We start from the raw sequence: 16,872 nt of genomic DNA, 5'->3' as shown, positions 1-16,872 counted from the left end.
GATAGCGAGCGCGATAGCCGAGCGGGGCACGCGCCGCCTGCGCCGCGCCGTGCTGGTTCGCCGTCCTGCCCCAGCCCGACACACGACGGCCCGTCGCCGCGCCCTCATAGGAGCGCAGCGAGGGGCGCATCACGCTCTTGGCGCGATCAAAGAGAGAGGAAAGAACGTTGCCCATCACGGCGCGCTCCGCTCGACGGAGACGACGGGACGCGGCGCCTTGCCCGCGATCTGCTCGCCGAGGGCCTTGCAGTCGATGACAATGCCAGAGGCCGATTTGCCTTCCTTGTCGCGAAAGGTCTCCCAATCGCCCAGGCTGCCCGCCCGAACGATCTCGCCATCGCCCGCCACGATCACGTATCGGGCGAGGCGAGAGCCGTGCAGGCCAACGAAGGTGGCGTCGGGCCCCTTGGAAGTGGCGAACTCGGCATAGCTCTCGACCAGCGGCGCCGCCACATCGGCCGCGATCAACGCCTGGCCGATGGCCATGCCCTTCGAGGTCAGGTCGTGCAGGACCGTGAGATAGCCAAGATCGAAAGCGGTATAGGCGCCGCGGCGCCCGACCATCTCTGTCTGGAGCCTGCCGAGCAGCTTGCGACGGCGCCAGTCGCGAATGACCACCTGCGGCACGCCGGTGATCTCCTCGACTTCCGGGGCGGTGAAGCGCGCCCGGTGAATGGTGATGCTGGTGCCGATCTCGGTCATGTGTGAACTCCCACGTGACGCATAGTGATAGCGCGTTCGTTCTCACGTGTGAAGTCCCACACGACTGAAAAGTGCTAATGGATGGTACGGAGCTATTATTTGGGCGCGTGGTCACTCGACCCGCCACCCGTTCCAAACCCCGCCCCACTGCTCGACCATGCCCTCCGCGTCCGCGATGCCATCCTCCGAGGGGTCGTATTCGCGGTCGCTGTCAGGTTCGTCGTCGCCGCCATCCTCTTCATCGGGGTCACCGTCCAGCTCATCGAGCAGCACGATCAGCGCTTCAATGGTGCGCTCGGCCCGCTCGCGCAGGCGCTGGCGCTCCACCATGACGAACTCGCGGGTGTGGGCGTTCATGGCCGCACCTCCGGTGTGCCGGAAGGCTGCAACACGCGGTGATCGCGGATCTTGATGTCCGCGACCACGATGCCGAGCACGTTCTCGTTGAACCAGTCGATCGAGACGAGGTGCTCGCCGTAGCGCTTGTTGTCGACATAGAGCAGCAACTGCCCCTTGCCGTTGAGGGTGCTTGATGCCCTCGTCAGCTTCCATCCGCCGAATGGGGTCTGCAGCAGATAAAGCCCTTCACCTCGGTAGGCGGTACAGGGCTGCACCAGCACGTGGTCCCACTGACTGCGCAGGGTCGGCTCCATGCTGTCGCTGGGCACCATCTCCAGCCGGAGGCGCGAGGACCGTAGCCCATCAGAGCATGCCATCGAACCGAACAGATCCCCGCTCATGCCTGCACCCTCCCGGTGAACCGGCTGTAATCCTCGCGGCAGACCAGGCCAGCGCTGTAGCGCTCGTGGAATGAGTCGGCCGTGATCGACACCATGGCCATCCTGCCGGACATGAAGGTGCCATCGGAGAAGAGCGGAGAGGCAAAGGCCTCCGGGGCGGGCAGCTCCACAACGGGCCGCTGATAAGCGCCGGGGTAGATCTCGGCGAGTGCCGCCTCGATTTCCTTCAGGGCTCTTGCAATGCGCTCTTGAGGTGGGATGGCGAGCGCAACGACGCTCGTGGGACCCGCAACAAGGGCCGCGCCTAGGCAAAGCGCCTGGCGCCGGCTGTAAACAAGGCTCTCCCGTTCGCGACCATGGCTGTCCATGCGCGTGCTCCTCAATGTGTGAAGGTTGAAAGGTGGCGGACGCCACCGGCAGGCTCGATGACGAAGGGGCGCGGCGCGCACCGCGCTGTCCCGGAATCCCAGCGCGGCGGCCGGCCGCGCCACGCCCCTCCGGGCCGGGGCCTCAGCCTGTGACGGGTGCGGTGCCCTCCGCGCGCTGGCCAAGATCAGCGCGCGGAGGTCAGAGGCACCTACCCGCCGGGGCGAGGCTCCGGCCGGTGGCGGGCGGGGTGCGTTCCACGCCGGGCAGGAAGTCCAGCGCGCCTTGACGGGCGCGCGGCCCCGGATGCCCCGCATGCGCTTGTCTGAACGCACCCCGCCCATCCCGCTAGCGGCCCTCAGCCGCAACGCTGCCGGGCCGCGTGACGCACGTCTCCCGTTCGCGGGCATGGCTGTCCATGCGCGTGCTCCTGTGATAGAAATTCGTTGACGATCAACGGATAGCGTTGATTGTCAGAGAATGTCAACGGTTTTCGTGGATCATAAATGGAAAGCGCCAACTCTGCGATTACGCCCGCGCAGTCGCGGGCTGCCAGGGGGCTCCTAGACTGGTCTCAGTCGGCGCTTGCTCAGGCCTCGAACCTAAGCGAAAGCACCGTTCGCGATTTCGAGAAGGGCCGCAGGTCGCCGACGGTAAACAATCTTGCCGCGATTCAGCGCGCTCTCGAAGCTGCCGGCGTCATCTTCGTCGCCGAGAACGGCGAAGGGCCCGGGGTGCGGTTGAGGAAGGAGCGACGAGAGCCCGCCGCGTGAAATCGGCTTGCCGAGTTGCGCCATTTTCCGGAGGTTGTCTGCCGGGCGGAAAGCGGAGATTCCCCAGCAAGCATGGCAATTAGTGCTGGCCAAACTGCGCGTTGACTAATTTCGTTGCGCCATCGAGATTTTCTATACGTGAAATCGTTCGCGTTAGGGAGTGAAAATCATTGGAAATAATTGAAACAACGTTTTTTTGCGGACTAGATCAAATTTCTTTGCCAAAGTATTCACGGAATGGAAGTAAATTTTTAGAAAATTACTTTATTACGACAGATAAAGGAGTCATACTCGATTTGGTTTTGCCTCTTTGTCGGTCTATTGGTAGCATTGAGTTTGACTATCTGACAATTGTGGCAAAAGCTGTTATTTACCGTAAAGGAACTATTGAGTGTCAATCCGAAAGACGGGAGCATGTATCGCAGGCGTTAGCTGATCAATTGATCGATGATATGGTTGCAGTCCAGATTCTTGATTCGATGCTGTGGATGATTAAAGATAACGCCTGCCATTTTGACCGAGCTTGGATCGCCGGAAAAATAAACGGTAGCACTATAGTCAATAATAATGTTTGGTCGTCGCGACCATCCTGCGCGGACGGCTTGTTTAATGAGGTATCTTTTTCGTTCGACGAGTTTCAGATCGTACGACGTTCGCGTCGGCAGATGGGAACTTATCTCGGGGCGAGTGGTGCGCCTACGGCCTTATCCAAGGAGTTGCTGCGCTTGCAACGATTCGAGTACTTCATTGGAGCGGCACGCTCGAGTCATGATGTCGCTGTAAAAATCGCGCTATATTGTTCAGGACTGGAGGCACTTGTTTCGACCTCGCAGCAGGAGCTCAGCCACCAAGTTTCCGAGCGGGTCGCGGCCGTACTTGTCGGGCCGGGTCCAAAGCGCGTTGCCATATTCAAACTGATGAAGAGGGCGTACGGGTTCCGCTCGAAGACTGTACACGGCGCGTCCTTCAAGCCGACGGAAATGGATCAGCTGCGCGAGTGCTCAAAGATTGTTGATCATATATGTCGGGCCCTTCAGGCGCTCTATTTCGATGATGAGGACCCGAGCTTTCGTTCCGCCGTGGAAGCGTCGGATGACAAGTCATCCGAGTTTTTCGTGGAGGCGATCCTAGGTGCGCGCAAAGCTCGAGATCGCTTGGGCATTGAAGTCGCGATCTGATCTTCCTTCCGCTTCCCGTCCATTCGGGCACTTCCGCGACCATTGAGATAATTAGGGTTCGCGCTTCCGACATTGAAACATTATCTCAAATCTGATCTTCATTCTTCTGACCGATAGTGGCCACTAGTCGTTGAGAAATCAGGGGCGGAGCATGCGGCTTCGCGCGCGCTCGCCATCGCTGCTGCGAGGTGCCTTTCGATCCATTCATTGGTGATGCCATGCCGTTCGCGCTGCGGCCGTATGTGCTCCTCCAAATTGGCATCTATCGCGGAGAACATCTTGATCGCGTCTTCGCACTCGGCGATCATCTTGGTCCGACCGCTCCGACTGAGGAAGTCCTCGGCGTGCTCGCGGAAGAAACTATGCGCGAGCCGGTCGCGCGCGGACTTCGCGCTGCGCAATCGCGCCAGCAGTTCCTCCGGCGGGTTGAGCGACGCGAGTGCGCGGAGCATGTTGCCGAACGTCTTGGCCAGTTCGACATCGTAGGCGCGGTCGAATGCGTCCTCCCACGCCGAGCGGTTCGGATGCCCGTGCAACGTTGGCATCATGCGGGCGATGATGACCGCGTTGACCATCCCGTGTTCGAGCACCTGCGCCTGATACATGGCAAGGCCATAACGCGAGTAGACTTCACGTATCTGGGCATCGTCCTCGTTATCGGCAGGCCAGATCGACCCAGGCGGGCACCCGTGCATGTCCTCGCATCCGTGTCTCAGGAGTCACCATGTGTCTCAAGTGTCTAGCTTCTAACCGCCCGATGCTGGACACGAGATTCGTCCCTCTGCAAGATAGTGGCATCGGGGTGGCCGTCCTCTCGATATGCCATGCGAGAGGTAATTTCGATATGATCAAAGTCGACACAAGTTGTTTCTTGCGGGCGGCGCTTGAGATTGGGCACAGCGGTGACAACGACACGCTACCCTATGATTTAGATGCCGGTTTCGTGAAGGAGAGGGCCGACGATCTAGCAGCGCTCTGCCACGATCTTTTTCAGAACATCGAAAAAGGCAAAGTCGGGAAGGTCGCCAGTTTCATGAATGGGCTGGCAATCGCGGCAGAACGACTGCTAGTTCCGTCAGGGCCGCACGGTTTCCGCATCACGACGAAAATCCATCCGTTCTGGAACCTCTATCTCAACGGCCTTGGCCTGGCGATTGCGGAAGCGAATGAAAGCCAGAGGAGCGATCGGGCGCACTCCTATCGGCTTGCGTCCCAAGGTCCGGGATTTTTCGATCGTAGCAGGTCATGGCGCAGCTATAAGCTCGCAACCCTAGACGAACTCGACCTGAATGAGGAGGGATCCGTCGTCATTCAGACCGATATCTCGAGCTTCTATGAGCATATTTATCATCATCGATTGGAGAACATCGTCAAGGATCTGGCGCCTGCCTCGACCGTAGCAGTTCAAATTGATCGTATACTGAGCCAACTGGCGGCCGGTCGTTCGTTTGGTCTGCCGGTCGGTGGTCAGTGCTCGCGGATACTGGCCGAAGTGATGATGACGCCGATCGATCGCTCTCTCACTGATGGCGGACTCGCCTGGCATCGTTATGTCGACGACTATACATTGATCTGTCGTTCCCGGCAGGACGCCTATAAAGCGCTGTCGAATCTATCACACGCGCTCGCAGATTATGGACTTTCTCTCAACCGTAGTAAAACGACGATCCTTAGTGCGAAACACTATCGCGACTTCGTCGCGGCCCAGTTGGGTGATGGCGAGGATGCGAGTCTCGCGCTGAGGGAGTTGGATCTCCATTTCGACCCTTATTCTGATAGCGCCACAGCCGAGTACGAGAAACTCAAGCAATCGTTCGAGAAGATAGACATATCTTTTCTGCTCGACCTCGAACGGGAGAAGTCACAGCCAGACGCGTTCGTGCTCGCCCAGATCGGACGCGCGCTCAAGTTTCAGGAGCCGAGCATCGCAGTTCAGCTTTGCGCTACTCTTCTCGATACCAACAATCTCGATTCTTTCCGCGCCTCTTGGTCGAAGATCATGCGTGGCGTCTATGCTGTTCGGGCAAATGACGAGTTTGCTTCGATCTTCGATGTCATCGACCAACTGCTCGACCGCATCCCGGGCGCCGCTGCCCATCTTCTCGTTCCAGAAGCCAACATGCTTCATTACCTACGGGCGATCCGGTTCGTCAGGACCGACATCCGCGGCGTCTTCGTGCGCAGGACCTACGACCACACACAGTCTGCATCGGTTCGTCGTGCCTGCATCGACTGTTGGCGCCACTGGCGCGACCGAGCGAGCTTCACCCGTCTTCGCAACCAGTGGCAGACCATGGGGGCTGACGAACAACGGATGCTCTGGCTGGCGGCAGGTGCATTCGGAGATGAGGGCGAGCACTCACGAAATCAGTTGCGCGGCGCGCTATCAGTGGCTTGGCGGCTTGGAATAGAGAAGCACACCCAGGGCGACTTCGGAGCCCTGTTCCAGGATTGGGTGGCGCATGCCAGTTAGACGCCTCCCTGCACGCGACCCACGGACGGTTGCGCGAGATATTCCAGGCGTTCTCGACATCCTCTTTCCCCGCCTGACCGCTGGGCTCGTTAATGCACTAAATGCCGAAATGTTCACCTTCGGCGGCATCGAACCCATCCCGGCAGCAGCAATTGAAGCCAGCAGCCTTCAGAATGCGATGCTCTTCGAAATCGCAATGGTCAGAGCCGAAAGCGAACTTCGCGGCAGCGGAGTTACCGCGTCGTGGGAGGAGTGCCTCAATGTCGCATCATCACGACAGCTTCGCCATTTCGACGCGCGCATTCCCGAGAAACTTGAGCCGAGCGATATCTTGGTCGCTGATCACGCAGCCCGCAATCTAGTAGCTATGCTGGACAGCATCCGAACTCAACAGCCTTCGGACAGTCTTGAGCAAGCGCCCCTTATTCCCGGCCTCGGCTGGGTGGCGTCCGGCAACGGAGACTTCGCTCTCGGCACGACACTCATCGAGGTCAAGCATATCGGACGAAATTTTGGAGCGAGCGATTTCCGGCAGGTGCTTATGTACTGGCTCCTTCAATATGCCCGAACTGTTGAGAACAACGGTCAGGTTTGGTCGAACGTGCTCCTGCTGAACCCCCGCCGCAACGCAGCCCTTCTAGTGAATTACGACTATCTGCTCCGGTCGGCATCCGCATCCTCGAACCGCGTCGAACTCGTCGAATTATTGCGATCTGCGGTCGGGCAGGATTTCGACCGACGGTGAAATGTCGCAAGCACAAGCCCGCAATCAGCCTTGGGATTCATCGTTCTAGGAGCCATAGCTCTGCTCAAGCACGCATTCGGGCAAAGTCGGCAATGGTCCGCCGGCGAAAAGGGGCCCGCAATGCGTGCAGCAGCTCAGCAGGTCATCCCTGCAGTTCACCTATGACCACTGCTATGAAGGCTTCTTAGGGGCCATGCTCACTCCCTCACCCCACCCAGCTTGACCGCACCACGGTCGGCGCCCGGCGCGGCGCCACCTTGCCACGATCCTCCGCCCCCATAGCCCCAGCCCGCACCTCCGCCACCTCCACCTTGCCCACCATCTCCGCCAGGCTCATGCCGGCGGCGTAGAGCCCGTGCAGGGCGGCCGTGGCGTAGACGCGGCAGTCGAGGGGCTCGTTGCGCACGCCTGGGTCGGGAACCCACTCGATGCGGGCGACGCCGCGCGTGTAGCGGCGCACGGGGCGCTCGGCGACGAGGCCGGTGAACCAGAGATAGTCGCGCTCGGCCGGCCAGTGGCAGGCGCCGGGGCCGCCATCGTCGATGCGCAGGCGCGAGAGCAGCCCGTGCTTGAGCGTATCGACGCCGACAATGTGAACCGGAGCGAGACTGGCGCTGCGCAGCTTGGGCGGGCGCTTCGGCCAGGGCGGCACGCCCGGCCCGCCTCGGCCCTTGATTGCCCATATGCGGCGGTTCAGCCGCTCGGCCGAGAACCGCATCACCTGGTCGGTGCGGTGCCCGCCGGAATCGATGGCAACGGCGAGCACGGGAAGGTCGGGGATGGCCTTCGGGTGGCGGAAGCGGCGGGAGAGCAGGCGATCGAGTGCCGCCCACACTTCCAGGCGCGAGGTGTCGCCATGGATGATGTCATAGTCGAGCGACCAACTGGCCTCGCCCCGTCCCCAACCGACAAGCTCCACTTCAATGCGGTCGTCCTGGGTGTCGACGCCGGCAGTGATGACAGCGACGCCTTCCGGCAGAAGCTCTGTCCACGGCGGGTCGCAGGGAAGGCCACGGGCGGCAAGGCTGTCCGGCGCCAGCGGCGCCATGTCCCGGTCTTCATAGGCCTCGCCGAGCTTGAGATTGGTCCATGTCTTCATTCGAGCCGGGTCGCGCTTGGAAGTGAGGAAGTCGGCGGCGATCTCGCCCCAACTTTCAAAGGGCGAGTACAGCGCGGAGAGGTGGAAGCCGGCGGTGAGCCCGTCTCCCTCGGCCGTGGCGCGCCATTCGCCCTTGGCCAACATCGCCGGCTTGTCGGCCTCCTCGATCACGCCGCCGCAGGCCTCGCAGGTATAGAACGCCTTGCGCGGCTCGCCCTCCGGCCAGGTCACGCCACGCCAGTTCAGCGCCTGATACGTGCCGCAATGCGGGCACGGCACGAAGAAGCGGCGTTGATCGCTCTCGGCATACGCCTTCTCGATACGCGACACCCCGGCCTCGGTCGGGGTGGAGATAAGGAAGATCTTGCGCCGGCCTCGGAAGGTCACGGTGCGCTGGACAGCCAGAGCCACCGGGTCGCCTTCGCCATCGGCATCGGCGGGGAAGGCGTCCACTTCGTCGAGCACGAGATAGCGTGCCGGGGTGGAGCGCAGGCCGGTGGCGGAGTTGGCGCCGGTCATGATGAGGGCGCCGCCGGGAAATTCCTTCAGGCCAACCGTGTTGCCGGGGTCTTTCGATCGAGCGGGAGCGATGCGGCTTCTGAGAGCGGGCGTGCCCTCGATCAGCGGCTCGATGCGGGTGCGCGAGTTACGGCGCACCATGTCGATCGACGGCCACACGGCGAGGATCAGCCCCGGCGCATGCGCCACCCAATAGCCGATGGCGTTGAGACCCGCCTCGGTGCCGCCGGTCTGTGCCCCCTTCATCAGCACCACCCGCTCGACGGGGGAGGCCGTGGAAAGGCAATCCATGATCTCGGCGAGATAGGGCACGCGCGACGTGCGCCACGGCCCCGGCTCGGCATTGGTGCCCGGCAGGGTGCGGTTGGCGTCCGCCCACTCCGTCACCGTCATCTGCAGCTCCGGCCGCAGGCCGCGACGCCAGGCGGCATCGACCAGCTCGGCGGTCAAGTCTGCGAGGTCGCCATGCGCCGGGTCAGTCATCGGGGAGGTTCTCCAGCGGCAGATCAGCCAGGGTGACGAGCTGGGCGCGCACCAGCCGGTCGAGCACGGCGACGGTAGCGGCGAGGTCGGCGCCGGTCGTGGAAGCGATCTCCGGCGCCGCCCGGTTTACCCAGCCGAGCCAGGCGTCTCGCTCGAGGCGGGCGCGGCTCTCGATGGTGCGCAGCGTCGCCGCTCGGTCGATCAGCGCCCGCCCCATGCGCTCCGCCTTCAGCCGGGCGATCTGCGCCTCCGCCGCGTCGCGTACCGCACGATGCGAGACAAGCGCGGACGGGGCGGAGGGCATTTCGAGCGAGGCGCGCCGCCGGTTCGGGTCGACGTTCTCGGCCACCCACGCCTTGCCACGCGCCACGTGGATGCGTCCGTTCGGCTCGACGGGAAGCCCGCTGGCGATGAGCTGCGAGACGCGGCCTGCCGAGACGCCGATCGCCTCGGCAAAGCCCTTCTTGGAGAGCGTTTCCGCCGGCTTGCCGGTCACGTCACCGAACAGGGGAGAGCTATGCAAATCCTGCATCCTCAACCCTTTCTCAAGCCGGAGACTTTAGGGCTCAAACCCGCCCCGTCTAGCGAACTCAAGCGCTGTCGCCTCCCGCATACCAAGTCTGCCGGGAGGACCCGTGACAGCCGCCGCAGCTCCGCCTCGATCTCGGACTTGGCCTCGTGGAACGCCTCGGGGTCTCGGTGGCTGGGCACCAGACGCCGCACCCGGTCGGCCAGTTCGACCAGCGTCTGGCCGGCCGTGTCGGCGTGACCGGCAGCCCCTGGGTTCGTGACACCGTGACACCCCCTAAAGGGGGATGTCACGGTGTCACGCTCCGGCTGTGACAACCCGTGACGGTCACGCCTTGTCACGCCTGTCACGCTCACTGGATCATCCATACCCAGTCTCCCCAGATGCCGATCAGCCGGCTGGTCTGCAGCTTCTGACGCGCACGGTGGAACGCCTGCCGCTTGGCGTCCGGCTCCTCTGACGGGCTCACGCCGCGCCGGTAGGCGTATTCGCGCCACCTATCGATGGCGACGACGCGCACGCTGTTGGGCACCTGACCCCCTGGGGAAGGCTGTCCTTCCTCGGTCAGGGCCATCGTCAGTGCATCGAGCGCGATGCGCGCCGTGTCGGTCAGCCGCGTGGTGCCCTTCGCCTCGCCGGTGCTCGCATCCGTGGGCGCGATGACGCAGGAGGTGATGTCATCACCATCCTCGTCAGTCCCGAGAACCGATTGCAGCAGCTCGTACTTGAAGGGCGCGATATCGCCGCCGTCCTTCACCTTCGCGATCTTGCCTTCGCACACACCCGTCTCGTCGTGACGGATGATCTCGATTGCCGCGTCCACGGCGCCGAGCAGGGCATTGGAGCCCCGCGCGCCACGGTCGCGGTCTTTGCCGGAGTGATGCACGACCAGGACGTGGCAGCCCAGCTCGCGCTGGATCCGCTCCGCCTTCTGCACCACGACATTGATGTCCCGCGCTTTGTCCTCGTCGCCCGAGCCGATCATGCGCGACAGCGTGTCGAGCACGACGAGGCGCAGCGGCTCGCGCATGCGGGCGTGATGGTCCTTCACGTCCGCGATCAGCGTCTCGACGCCTTCCTCGTCGTCATAGAGGTTTACGGAAGAGGGGATCAGCACGAAAGGCTTGCCATCCTCGCCGGCCTTCTCCTGTCGCCACGCCTTCATGCGCATGCGCATGCCCGAGCCGCCTTCGCCCGAGACATAGACCACCCCGCCCGTTGCTACCCGCCGGCCGAACCAGTCGCGGCCATGGGCGACGTGCAGCGCGAGGTCGAGCACGAGGAAGCTCTTGGAGGTGCCGGGCGGGCCGTAGACGGTGGAGAAGCCGCCCTCGATCAGCAGACCCTTCACCAGCCAGGAGAGCGGGGGCTGCTTGTCCTCGTCGCCCCACCACACGGCAGGCAGCCGGGTCGTGGCGGCCGGGCGCCAGTCGAGCGTCGCTTCCACCAGACGGTGCAATTCGTCCACCGTGCCGCCGGCCTGCAGCCAGTCCGACACGTCCCCCTTGCGAGGGAGGTTCGGCAGGGTCAACACGCGTACCCGTGCCGCCACCGGGTGGAGTGCCCGCGCCACCTTCTCGGCGTGCTCGCGGCCGGGATCGTCATTGTCGGGCACGATCACGACGTCCGCGCCCACGAAGTGCTCGACGAAGTCCAGCTTCCACTTGCCGGCGCCGCCGGCATTGCATGTCGCCGGCACGTTGAGCTGGCGTAGCCGGTCGACGTCCTTCTCGCCTTCGACAATGAAGACGGTGCGTTCCGAGCCGATGGCCTCGATCAGCTCCGGCAGATGATACGGCACCGGCCGCACACCCTGCAGGTTCCACGCGAACCCGCCGGCGCCGTCCGGCCGGCGCTGGCGGAACTCTTTGGGCTCATAGCGCACCACCTCGAAAAGCAGCGTTCCGGCTTCGTCGACATAGGGATAGGTCGATGTGATGCGCCGCCCGGAGGAGGGCGCTTCCGGCCGGCCGGCGAAGTCGGGGAAGGTCTGCTTCAGCCAACTCAGCGCGCCCTCGCGCCCGCCGCCCTTCAATCGGGCGATGAGGTCGAGCACGCCGCCGCCTTCTCCGGCCTCATGGTCGGTCCATGTACCCTTGTGCGGACCGCCCACCTTGACCGACAGGCTGCCATGGGTGCCGAAGCGCAGTTCGTCCTTCGACGACATGCCCCGGTTAGGTTCCCCGAGAAGCCGCCCCGCAACCGCCCCCATCAGGTCGGGAAAATCGGTCATTGCCGCACTCCCTTGGCCGCATGGGGGAGGCAAGCATGGTTTGACAAATCGTCGCTAAGTGCTTGAAAAGTACCCTTCAGGTTGACGCCAAGAATCGCCGTAAGCATCTGATGAATATCAGACGGCAGGCGCCTGAAAATCGCAGTGTCGGCGGTTCGACTCCGTCCCTGGCACCATTTTCCCGCTTCAGGTGACTCGCCGAAGCTCAAAAACCCTGAAATTCGTTTAACTTAGCTGAGCTTGAAGCCTGCAGGCTTTGGCCGGATCATTGGTATTGTTATACCTCTATCCGGCGTGCGAGACGAGGCTCGATCGACGCTTGGCCTCGGCGGCAGGTGCCGCCCGTGCCGAGGATGCGGGCGCCCTCCGGCGGTGGAGATCACGGAGCTGATTAACCACTCGTTAACCTAGATTAACTGAATCTATCCCTCAGTTGGGGAGATTCGTTTCGTGAACGCTGTCAGTCAAACCGGGCCGTCGATCCGTTTCCGTGGACGCTCGTTCATGGCGATGACGCTGGTGGCCGATGTGCCGCTGGAGGCGTGGCTGGTCGATTTCGACGTGTGGCTTCAGCGCTCCCCCGGTTTCTTCAAAGGCCGCACCGTCGTTCTCGACCTTGCTGACACGGCGCAGAGCAAGGCCGATGTCGAGCGTTGGATCGGGGAACTGGCGACGCGCGGCGTCCGGCTGGTCGGGCTGGAAGGCGTCCGCCCGAGCCTGGTGGATGCCGCCATGCCGCCCATCCTGCGCGGCGGGCGCGACAGCACGCTGCCGACGATCGACGTCGCGGTCGCCCCGGAGCCGCCGCGCAAGCCCGCCGAGCCGGCCAACCTGCTGGTCGAGCGGCGCGTGCGCTCCGGCCAGTCCATCGTCTGCCTCGAAGGCGATGTGACGATCATCGGCTCGGTCGGCGCCGGTGCCGAGATCATCGCCGGCGGCTCGATCCATGTTTACGGCACCCTCGCCGGCCGCGCCATCGCCGGCGCGACATTCGGCGCCACGGCGCAGATCTTCTGCACCAAGCTCGACGCCGAGCTGCTGGCGGTGGACGGCATCTACCGCACCGCCGAGGATATTGACGACGCCTTCCGGGGCAAGGCGGTCCGCGTATCGACCGAAGACGAAACCCTGCGAATTACAGCGCTTTAGGAGCGAAGCAAGACATGGCTAAGATCATCACAGTCACGTCGGGAAAGGGTGGCGTCGGTAAAACGACGACGACCGCCGCCATCGGCGCTGCCCTGGCCCGCACCGGCGACAAGGTCGTCGTCGTCGATTTCGACGTCGGGCTTCGCAATCTCGACCTGATCATGGGTGCCGAGCGCCGGGTCGTCTACGACTTCGTCAACGTCATCCAGGGCGATGCCCGGCTGCCGCAGGCGCTGATCAAGGACAAGCGGCTGGATTCGCTGTTCCTGCTGCCGGCCTCGCAGACGCGGGACAAGGACGCGCTCACGGAAGAAGGCGTCGACCGGGTCATCGGCCTGCTGTCGCAGCATTTCGACTGGGTCATCTGCGACAGCCCGGCCGGTATCGAGCGCGGCGCGACGCTCGCCATGCGCCATGCCGAGATCGCCATCGTCGTCACCAACCCGGAAGTCTCCTCGGTGCGCGACAGCGACCGCATCGTCGGCATCCTCGATTCCAAGACGCTGAAGGCCGAGCGCGGCGAGACGGTGGACAAACGCCTGCTGCTGACGCGCTACGATCCCGTCCGCGCGGCGCGCGGCGACATGCTGAAGACCGAGGACGTTCTGGAAATCCTGTCGCTGCCGCTGCTCGGCATCGTTCCGGAGAGCAATGATGTGCTCAAGGCGTCCAATATGGGCGTTCCGGTTTCCATCCATGACCCGAACAGCGCGCCGGCCCGCGCCTATCAGGACGCGGCGCGGCGCCTCAAGGGCGAGGACGTCGCCATGGAACTGCCCCGGCAGCGTGGCGGCCTGTTCAGCAAGCTCCTGCGGAGGGCGGCATGACCTTATGGAAGCGCTTCTTCTCTCACGGCAGCGCCCCCCAGGCGCGGGAACGGCTGCAGATCCTGCTGTCGCATGAGCGCCAGGTGCTGGGCGGCGACGATCTGCTCTCGCGCCTGCGCGAGGACATTCTGGCCGTGGTCGCCAAGCACGTGCCCTGCGAGCAGGACAATGTGAAGGTTCGCCTGGAACGCGGCACGCCGATGTCAATCCTCGAGATCGAGGTCGAGGTGCGCGGCGACGTCAATCTGTCGGCCAGCCGCGCCGCCTGACGGCACGCACGAAACGCCGGCCATCTGCGATGGGAAGCCCGGGACCGGCAGCGGCTCCGGGCTTCCTGCTTGTGGAGGGCAGGGCGGGGAGATCGCGGTCTTCCATCATGGTAGACGAGCCCATGGTCGCACGCTTCACCCTCGCTGAACCTGCTCACTGCCAGCAGGAGATCAAGAAGAGCCGCTTCATCGCGATTGCCAGTCCCGTGGCGGACGAGGCGGCAGCGAAGGCGTTCATCGCGGCACAGTCGGACCCGGCGGCCAATCACAATTGCTGGGCATGGCGCATCGGGCAGAGCTACCGCTTCAACGACGATGGCGAGCCCAGTGGGACCGCCGGCAAGCCGATCCTCGCCGCGATTGACGGGCAACACCTCGATCATGTCGCCGTCGTCGTCACGCGCTGGTTCGGCGGCATTCTTCTGGGCAGCGGCGGCCTGATCCGGGCCTATGGCGGGACGGCGGCGCTCTGCGTGCGCGAAGCCGGCAAGGTCGCGCTCATCGCGACCGTCACCGGCACGCTCATCTGCGGGTTCAGCGACCTGGCGCTGGTGCAGGCGCGGCTCGGCGCGCTGACAGGCGTGCAACTGACGGTTCAGACCTTCACCGACAGCGGCGCGATCCTCGCGGTGTCGGCGCCGCAGGCGGAAGCCGGCAGCGTGGACCGACTGCTGGCCGATCTGACCAGCGGGCGCTCGGGGATCCGCTGGAGCGACGGGACAGGCGAGCCTGACCTCTGACCAAGGCCGGCGAGGGACGTCGTCGGCCCCGGTTAACCGGTCGCCAACGCGCTCAGCGCCGCCATGTCCAGTAGAGCCCCGCGTGTGCCGATGACGGCGGCGGCGACGCGGTGGGCGTGCGCGACGGCCTCGGCTGGCGGGTGGCCCTTGAGGCGGGCGCTGATATAGCCGGCGTTGAAGCTGTCGCCGGCGCCGGTGGTGTCGAGCGGCTGGTCGACGCGCTCCGCCGGAAGGCTCAGCGTTTCGCCACCGGCGACGAGCGTGCAGGGCTCGGCGCCGTCCTTCACCACGATCTCTTCCACCCCATAGCCGGCGATGCGGCGGGCGGCGTCGCCCGGCGTGGCGTCGCCGAACAGGCCCGCTTCGTCCGGGAAGGTCGGCAGGGCGATGGTGGCGGCGCGATAGCCGGCCTCGATGCCGGCCCGCAAAGCGTCCGGCCCCGCCCACAGGCGCGGGCGCACATTGGCGTCGAAGGCGATCATCGCGCCCGCCGCCCGCGCCTCGGCCAGCGCCGCGAACAGGGTCGCGCGGTGCTCCGGCGAGAGGATGGCGAGTGTGATGCCGGAGAAGTAGATGCAGCGCGCCCCCGCGAGGTCGGCGCGCAACGTCGCAGGATCGGCGGCGAGCAGCTTGGCGGCGGAGGTGTCGCGCCAATAGGTGAAGGTGCGCTCATGGCCCTGCAGCGCGATCATGTAGAGTCCCACCGGCCGGCCGGGCACGCGGCCGATATGGCTGGTGTCGATGCCGGCGTCACCGATGAAACGGACCATCTCGTCGGACGGCGTGTCGTCGCCGACGCAGGTGAGGTAACGCACGCTGACATCGGGGCCGGAAAGGCCGCGCACGCCCCAGGCGGTGTTCAGCGTGTCGCCGGCGAAACCGCGCCGGTACAGCCCCTCAGCGGTGACGGCGAGTTCGATCATGCATTCGCCGATGCTGACAAAAAGCTGGCTCACGGGGCAACTCCGGCGGGCGCGTCATCAGGGAACGGCCCGAATCTGATGGAACGCTGAAGGGTGGCGCGGGCGGTGCGCAGATGCTTGCGGCAGCGCGCGTCGATGGCGCGCGGGTCGCGGCTGCGCAGCGCCTGGATGTAGTCGAGATGTTCCAGCAGCGCCGTCGTGTTGCGCTGCTTCTCGTCGCCCTTGTTCCACTGATAGGTGTAGTGGAACAGGGTCGAGATCACGTCGTAGAAATCGATGATGAAGCGGTTCTCCGAGGTCTCGTGGATGACCCGGTGCAGCCGCTCGTCCAGCGCGGGAAAGCGCGGATAGTCGGTGTCGATATTGGCGAGCAAGGCGTGGTGATCCTGCTCGATGGCGTCGAGTTCGCGCCAGGGCGGGGAATCGTCCGGCAGCTCGATGAAGCTGCGGGTGGCGCGCAGCTCGAACAGCTCGCGCACATCGTAGACTTCCGTAGCGAAGGCCGGGGTGACACCCTTGAACAGCCAGGCGCTGTTCGGGCGACGCTCCAGCAGGCCGAAATGCTGGAAGCGGGCCAGATGCTCGCGGATCGTCGTCGTCGAGGTGCCGAACTGGCGGGCCAGCTCGGCGGAGTTCAGCAACTGCCCGGCGCGGAAATCGCCCTGCAGGATCCATTGCATGAAGTGCCGCTCAACCGCCGCGCCGGCCGAGAGCGTCTGGGTGTCCGGGAAATAGTCGCCCTCGCGTGGGTGGCGGGCGAGGCTGCGCTGGCCCGCGGGGCCTTTGACGATGCCCTGCTGGTCGAGCGCCGCCAGCACCGCGCGCACGGTGGTGCGGCTGACCTCAAGCCTCTGCGCCAGCTCGCTTTCTGACGGCAGGACGGCGCCCACCGACAGCCCCGACAAGCGTCGAAGGCAGCGGTTGAAGCTGCTCTTGAAGACGGAGTTTCCCTTCATGCCCGGTCGGCCCCTTTGCGTCTCCCCAACGGCGTCGTGCGAAGCGCGCCGTTTTTTTTACATTAAAAACAGATTGACAGCGCGCGTCCAGCGTGGATTTTTGTATTTAAAAGACGGCCAATAAGAACCATTCTTGGGTGAGGAAGCGATCATGTTGCTCAACGGCGA

At 64.1% G+C, this 16,872-nt stretch carries 18 protein-coding genes; 8 read left to right on the top strand and 10 right to left on the bottom strand.

The genetic code is table 11. The annotated features are described in order from the left end of the window. Positions 1–174: 174 nt before the first annotated feature. From OU996_RS21350 to OU996_RS21335, 4 genes are all read right to left on the bottom strand, one after another. Positions 175–702, bottom strand: coding sequence for a MerR family transcriptional regulator (locus tag OU996_RS21350; protein WP_267583634.1), 528 nt, complete (start codon positions 700–702; stop codon positions 175–177). A gap of 111 nt (positions 703–813) precedes the next feature. Then, positions 814–1,059 (bottom strand): hypothetical protein, encoded by a 246-nt coding sequence (locus OU996_RS21345; RefSeq protein ID WP_267583633.1) that lies wholly within the window; start codon positions 1,057–1,059, stop codon positions 814–816. Beyond that, positions 1,056–1,442 carry a hypothetical protein gene (locus tag OU996_RS21340; protein WP_267583632.1) on the bottom strand — a complete coding sequence of 129 codons (387 nt, stop codon included), beginning with the start codon at positions 1,440–1,442 and terminating at the stop codon, positions 1,056–1,058. The genes OU996_RS21345 and OU996_RS21340 overlap by 4 nt, the downstream gene beginning before the upstream one ends. Beyond that, positions 1,439–1,810 carry a hypothetical protein gene (locus OU996_RS21335; RefSeq protein WP_267583631.1) on the bottom strand — a complete coding sequence of 124 codons (372 nt, stop codon included), beginning with the start codon at positions 1,808–1,810 and terminating at the stop codon, positions 1,439–1,441. Before OU996_RS21335 ends, OU996_RS21340 begins: the two co-directional genes overlap by 4 nt. A 504-nt stretch (positions 1,811–2,314) precedes the next feature. On the opposite strand from OU996_RS21335, the gene OU996_RS21330 reads away from it, so the two are divergent. Together OU996_RS21330 and OU996_RS21325 are read left to right on the top strand one after the other, a co-directional pair. Then, entirely contained in the window at positions 2,315–2,581 is a 267-nt protein-coding gene (locus OU996_RS21330; protein ID WP_267583630.1) for a helix-turn-helix domain-containing protein, read from the top strand. 170 nt (positions 2,582–2,751) lie between these two features. Further along, on the top strand, positions 2,752–3,759 hold the full coding sequence (locus OU996_RS21325; protein WP_267583629.1) for a HEPN domain-containing protein: 1,008 nt from the start codon (positions 2,752–2,754) through the stop codon (positions 3,757–3,759). A gap of 98 nt (positions 3,760–3,857) precedes the next feature. Here OU996_RS21325 and OU996_RS21320 read toward each other — a convergent pair whose 3' ends face one another. Then, on the bottom strand, positions 3,858–4,454 hold the full coding sequence (locus OU996_RS21320) for a hypothetical protein (protein WP_267583628.1): 597 nt from the start codon (positions 4,452–4,454) through the stop codon (positions 3,858–3,860). Between the two features lie 149 nt (positions 4,455–4,603). Here OU996_RS21320 and OU996_RS21315 point away from each other — a divergent pair, with 149 nt between their 5' ends. Next, a complete protein-coding gene (locus OU996_RS21315) occupies positions 4,604–6,232 on the top strand; it encodes an RNA-directed DNA polymerase (protein ID WP_267583627.1) in 1,629 nt (542 codons plus the stop codon). Positions 6,233–6,341: 109 nt separating this feature from the next. Then, positions 6,342–6,977, top strand: coding sequence for a hypothetical protein (locus OU996_RS21310; protein ID WP_267583626.1), 636 nt, complete (start codon positions 6,342–6,344; stop codon positions 6,975–6,977). A 205-nt stretch (positions 6,978–7,182) separates the two neighbouring features. On the opposite strand, the gene OU996_RS21305 is transcribed toward OU996_RS21310, so the two are convergent. The 3 genes from OU996_RS21305 to OU996_RS21295 all read right to left on the bottom strand — a co-directional run bounded on the left by OU996_RS21305 (position 7,183) and on the right by OU996_RS21295 (position 11,840). Further along, positions 7,183–9,078, bottom strand: a complete 1,896-nt coding sequence (locus OU996_RS21305) for a phage terminase large subunit family protein (protein ID WP_267583625.1) — start codon at positions 9,076–9,078, stop codon at positions 7,183–7,185. After that, entirely contained in the window at positions 9,071–9,601 is a 531-nt protein-coding gene (locus OU996_RS21300) for a hypothetical protein (protein WP_267583624.1), read from the bottom strand. The genes OU996_RS21305 and OU996_RS21300 overlap by 8 nt, the downstream gene beginning before the upstream one ends. A 358-nt stretch (positions 9,602–9,959) precedes the next feature. Beyond that, positions 9,960–11,840 carry an AAA family ATPase gene (locus OU996_RS21295; protein ID WP_267583623.1) on the bottom strand — a complete coding sequence of 627 codons (1,881 nt, stop codon included), beginning with the start codon at positions 11,838–11,840 and terminating at the stop codon, positions 9,960–9,962. Between the two features lie 450 nt (positions 11,841–12,290). On the opposite strand from OU996_RS21295, the gene minC reads away from it, so the two are divergent. From minC to OU996_RS21275, 4 genes are all read left to right on the top strand, one after another. Then, positions 12,291–12,989, top strand: coding sequence for a septum site-determining protein MinC (minC, locus tag OU996_RS21290; protein ID WP_267583622.1), 699 nt, complete (start codon positions 12,291–12,293; stop codon positions 12,987–12,989). A 14-nt stretch (positions 12,990–13,003) separates the two neighbouring features. Further along, positions 13,004–13,816, top strand: a complete 813-nt coding sequence (gene minD / locus OU996_RS21285) for a septum site-determining protein MinD (protein WP_267583621.1) — start codon at positions 13,004–13,006, stop codon at positions 13,814–13,816. Next, positions 13,813–14,085: a cell division topological specificity factor MinE gene (gene minE, locus OU996_RS21280; RefSeq protein ID WP_267583620.1), complete on the top strand. Its 273-nt coding sequence runs from the start codon at positions 13,813–13,815 to the stop codon at positions 14,083–14,085. Before minD ends, minE begins: the two co-directional genes overlap by 4 nt. A gap of 122 nt (positions 14,086–14,207) precedes the next feature. Continuing rightward, positions 14,208–14,825 carry an IMPACT family protein gene (locus tag OU996_RS21275; protein WP_267583619.1) on the top strand — a complete coding sequence of 206 codons (618 nt, stop codon included), beginning with the start codon at positions 14,208–14,210 and terminating at the stop codon, positions 14,823–14,825. Positions 14,826–14,857: 32 nt separating this feature from the next. Here the strand turns inward: OU996_RS21275 and OU996_RS21270 are convergent, their stop codons facing one another. After that, positions 14,858–15,781, bottom strand: coding sequence for a sugar kinase (locus OU996_RS21270; RefSeq protein WP_267583617.1), 924 nt, complete (start codon positions 15,779–15,781; stop codon positions 14,858–14,860). Beyond that, positions 15,778–16,704 (bottom strand): GntR family transcriptional regulator, encoded by a 927-nt coding sequence (locus tag OU996_RS21265; protein ID WP_267583616.1) that lies wholly within the window; start codon positions 16,702–16,704, stop codon positions 15,778–15,780. The genes OU996_RS21270 and OU996_RS21265 overlap by 4 nt, the downstream gene beginning before the upstream one ends. Positions 16,705–16,872: the final 168 nt, after the last annotated feature.

The sequence above is a fragment of the Ancylobacter sp. SL191 genome (assembly GCF_026625645.1).
GTDB lineage: Bacteria > Pseudomonadota > Alphaproteobacteria > Rhizobiales > Xanthobacteraceae > Ancylobacter.
This window is presented reverse-complemented; position numbering and strand designations above follow the sequence as displayed.

Excerpts from the sequence above, each read along its gene's own strand:
- OU996_RS21320 (WP_267583628.1), bottom strand. The coding sequence starts at position 4,454 with ATGCACGGGTGCCCGCCTGGGTCGATCTGGCCTGCCGATAACGAGGAC.
- OU996_RS21305 (WP_267583625.1), bottom strand. The coding sequence starts at position 9,078 with ATGACTGACCCGGCGCATGGCGACCTCGCAGACTTGACCGCCGAGCTG.
- OU996_RS21330 (WP_267583630.1), top strand. The coding sequence starts at position 2,315 with ATGGAAAGCGCCAACTCTGCGATTACGCCCGCGCAGTCGCGGGCTGCC.
- OU996_RS21350 (WP_267583634.1), bottom strand. The coding sequence starts at position 702 with ATGACCGAGATCGGCACCAGCATCACCATTCACCGGGCGCGCTTCACC.
- OU996_RS21295 (WP_267583623.1), bottom strand. The coding sequence starts at position 11,840 with ATGACCGATTTTCCCGACCTGATGGGGGCGGTTGCGGGGCGGCTTCTC.
- OU996_RS21310 (WP_267583626.1), top strand. The coding sequence starts at position 6,342 with ATGTTCACCTTCGGCGGCATCGAACCCATCCCGGCAGCAGCAATTGAA.
- OU996_RS21335 (WP_267583631.1), bottom strand. The coding sequence starts at position 1,810 with ATGGACAGCCATGGTCGCGAACGGGAGAGCCTTGTTTACAGCCGGCGC.
- OU996_RS21345 (WP_267583633.1), bottom strand. The coding sequence starts at position 1,059 with ATGAACGCCCACACCCGCGAGTTCGTCATGGTGGAGCGCCAGCGCCTG.
- minE (WP_267583620.1), top strand. The coding sequence starts at position 13,813 with ATGACCTTATGGAAGCGCTTCTTCTCTCACGGCAGCGCCCCCCAGGCG.
- OU996_RS21315 (WP_267583627.1), top strand. The coding sequence starts at position 4,604 with ATGATCAAAGTCGACACAAGTTGTTTCTTGCGGGCGGCGCTTGAGATT.
- minD (WP_267583621.1), top strand. The coding sequence starts at position 13,004 with ATGGCTAAGATCATCACAGTCACGTCGGGAAAGGGTGGCGTCGGTAAA.
- OU996_RS21340 (WP_267583632.1), bottom strand. The coding sequence starts at position 1,442 with ATGAGCGGGGATCTGTTCGGTTCGATGGCATGCTCTGATGGGCTACGG.
- OU996_RS21265 (WP_267583616.1), bottom strand. The coding sequence starts at position 16,704 with ATGAAGGGAAACTCCGTCTTCAAGAGCAGCTTCAACCGCTGCCTTCGA.
- OU996_RS21275 (WP_267583619.1), top strand. The coding sequence starts at position 14,208 with ATGGTCGCACGCTTCACCCTCGCTGAACCTGCTCACTGCCAGCAGGAG.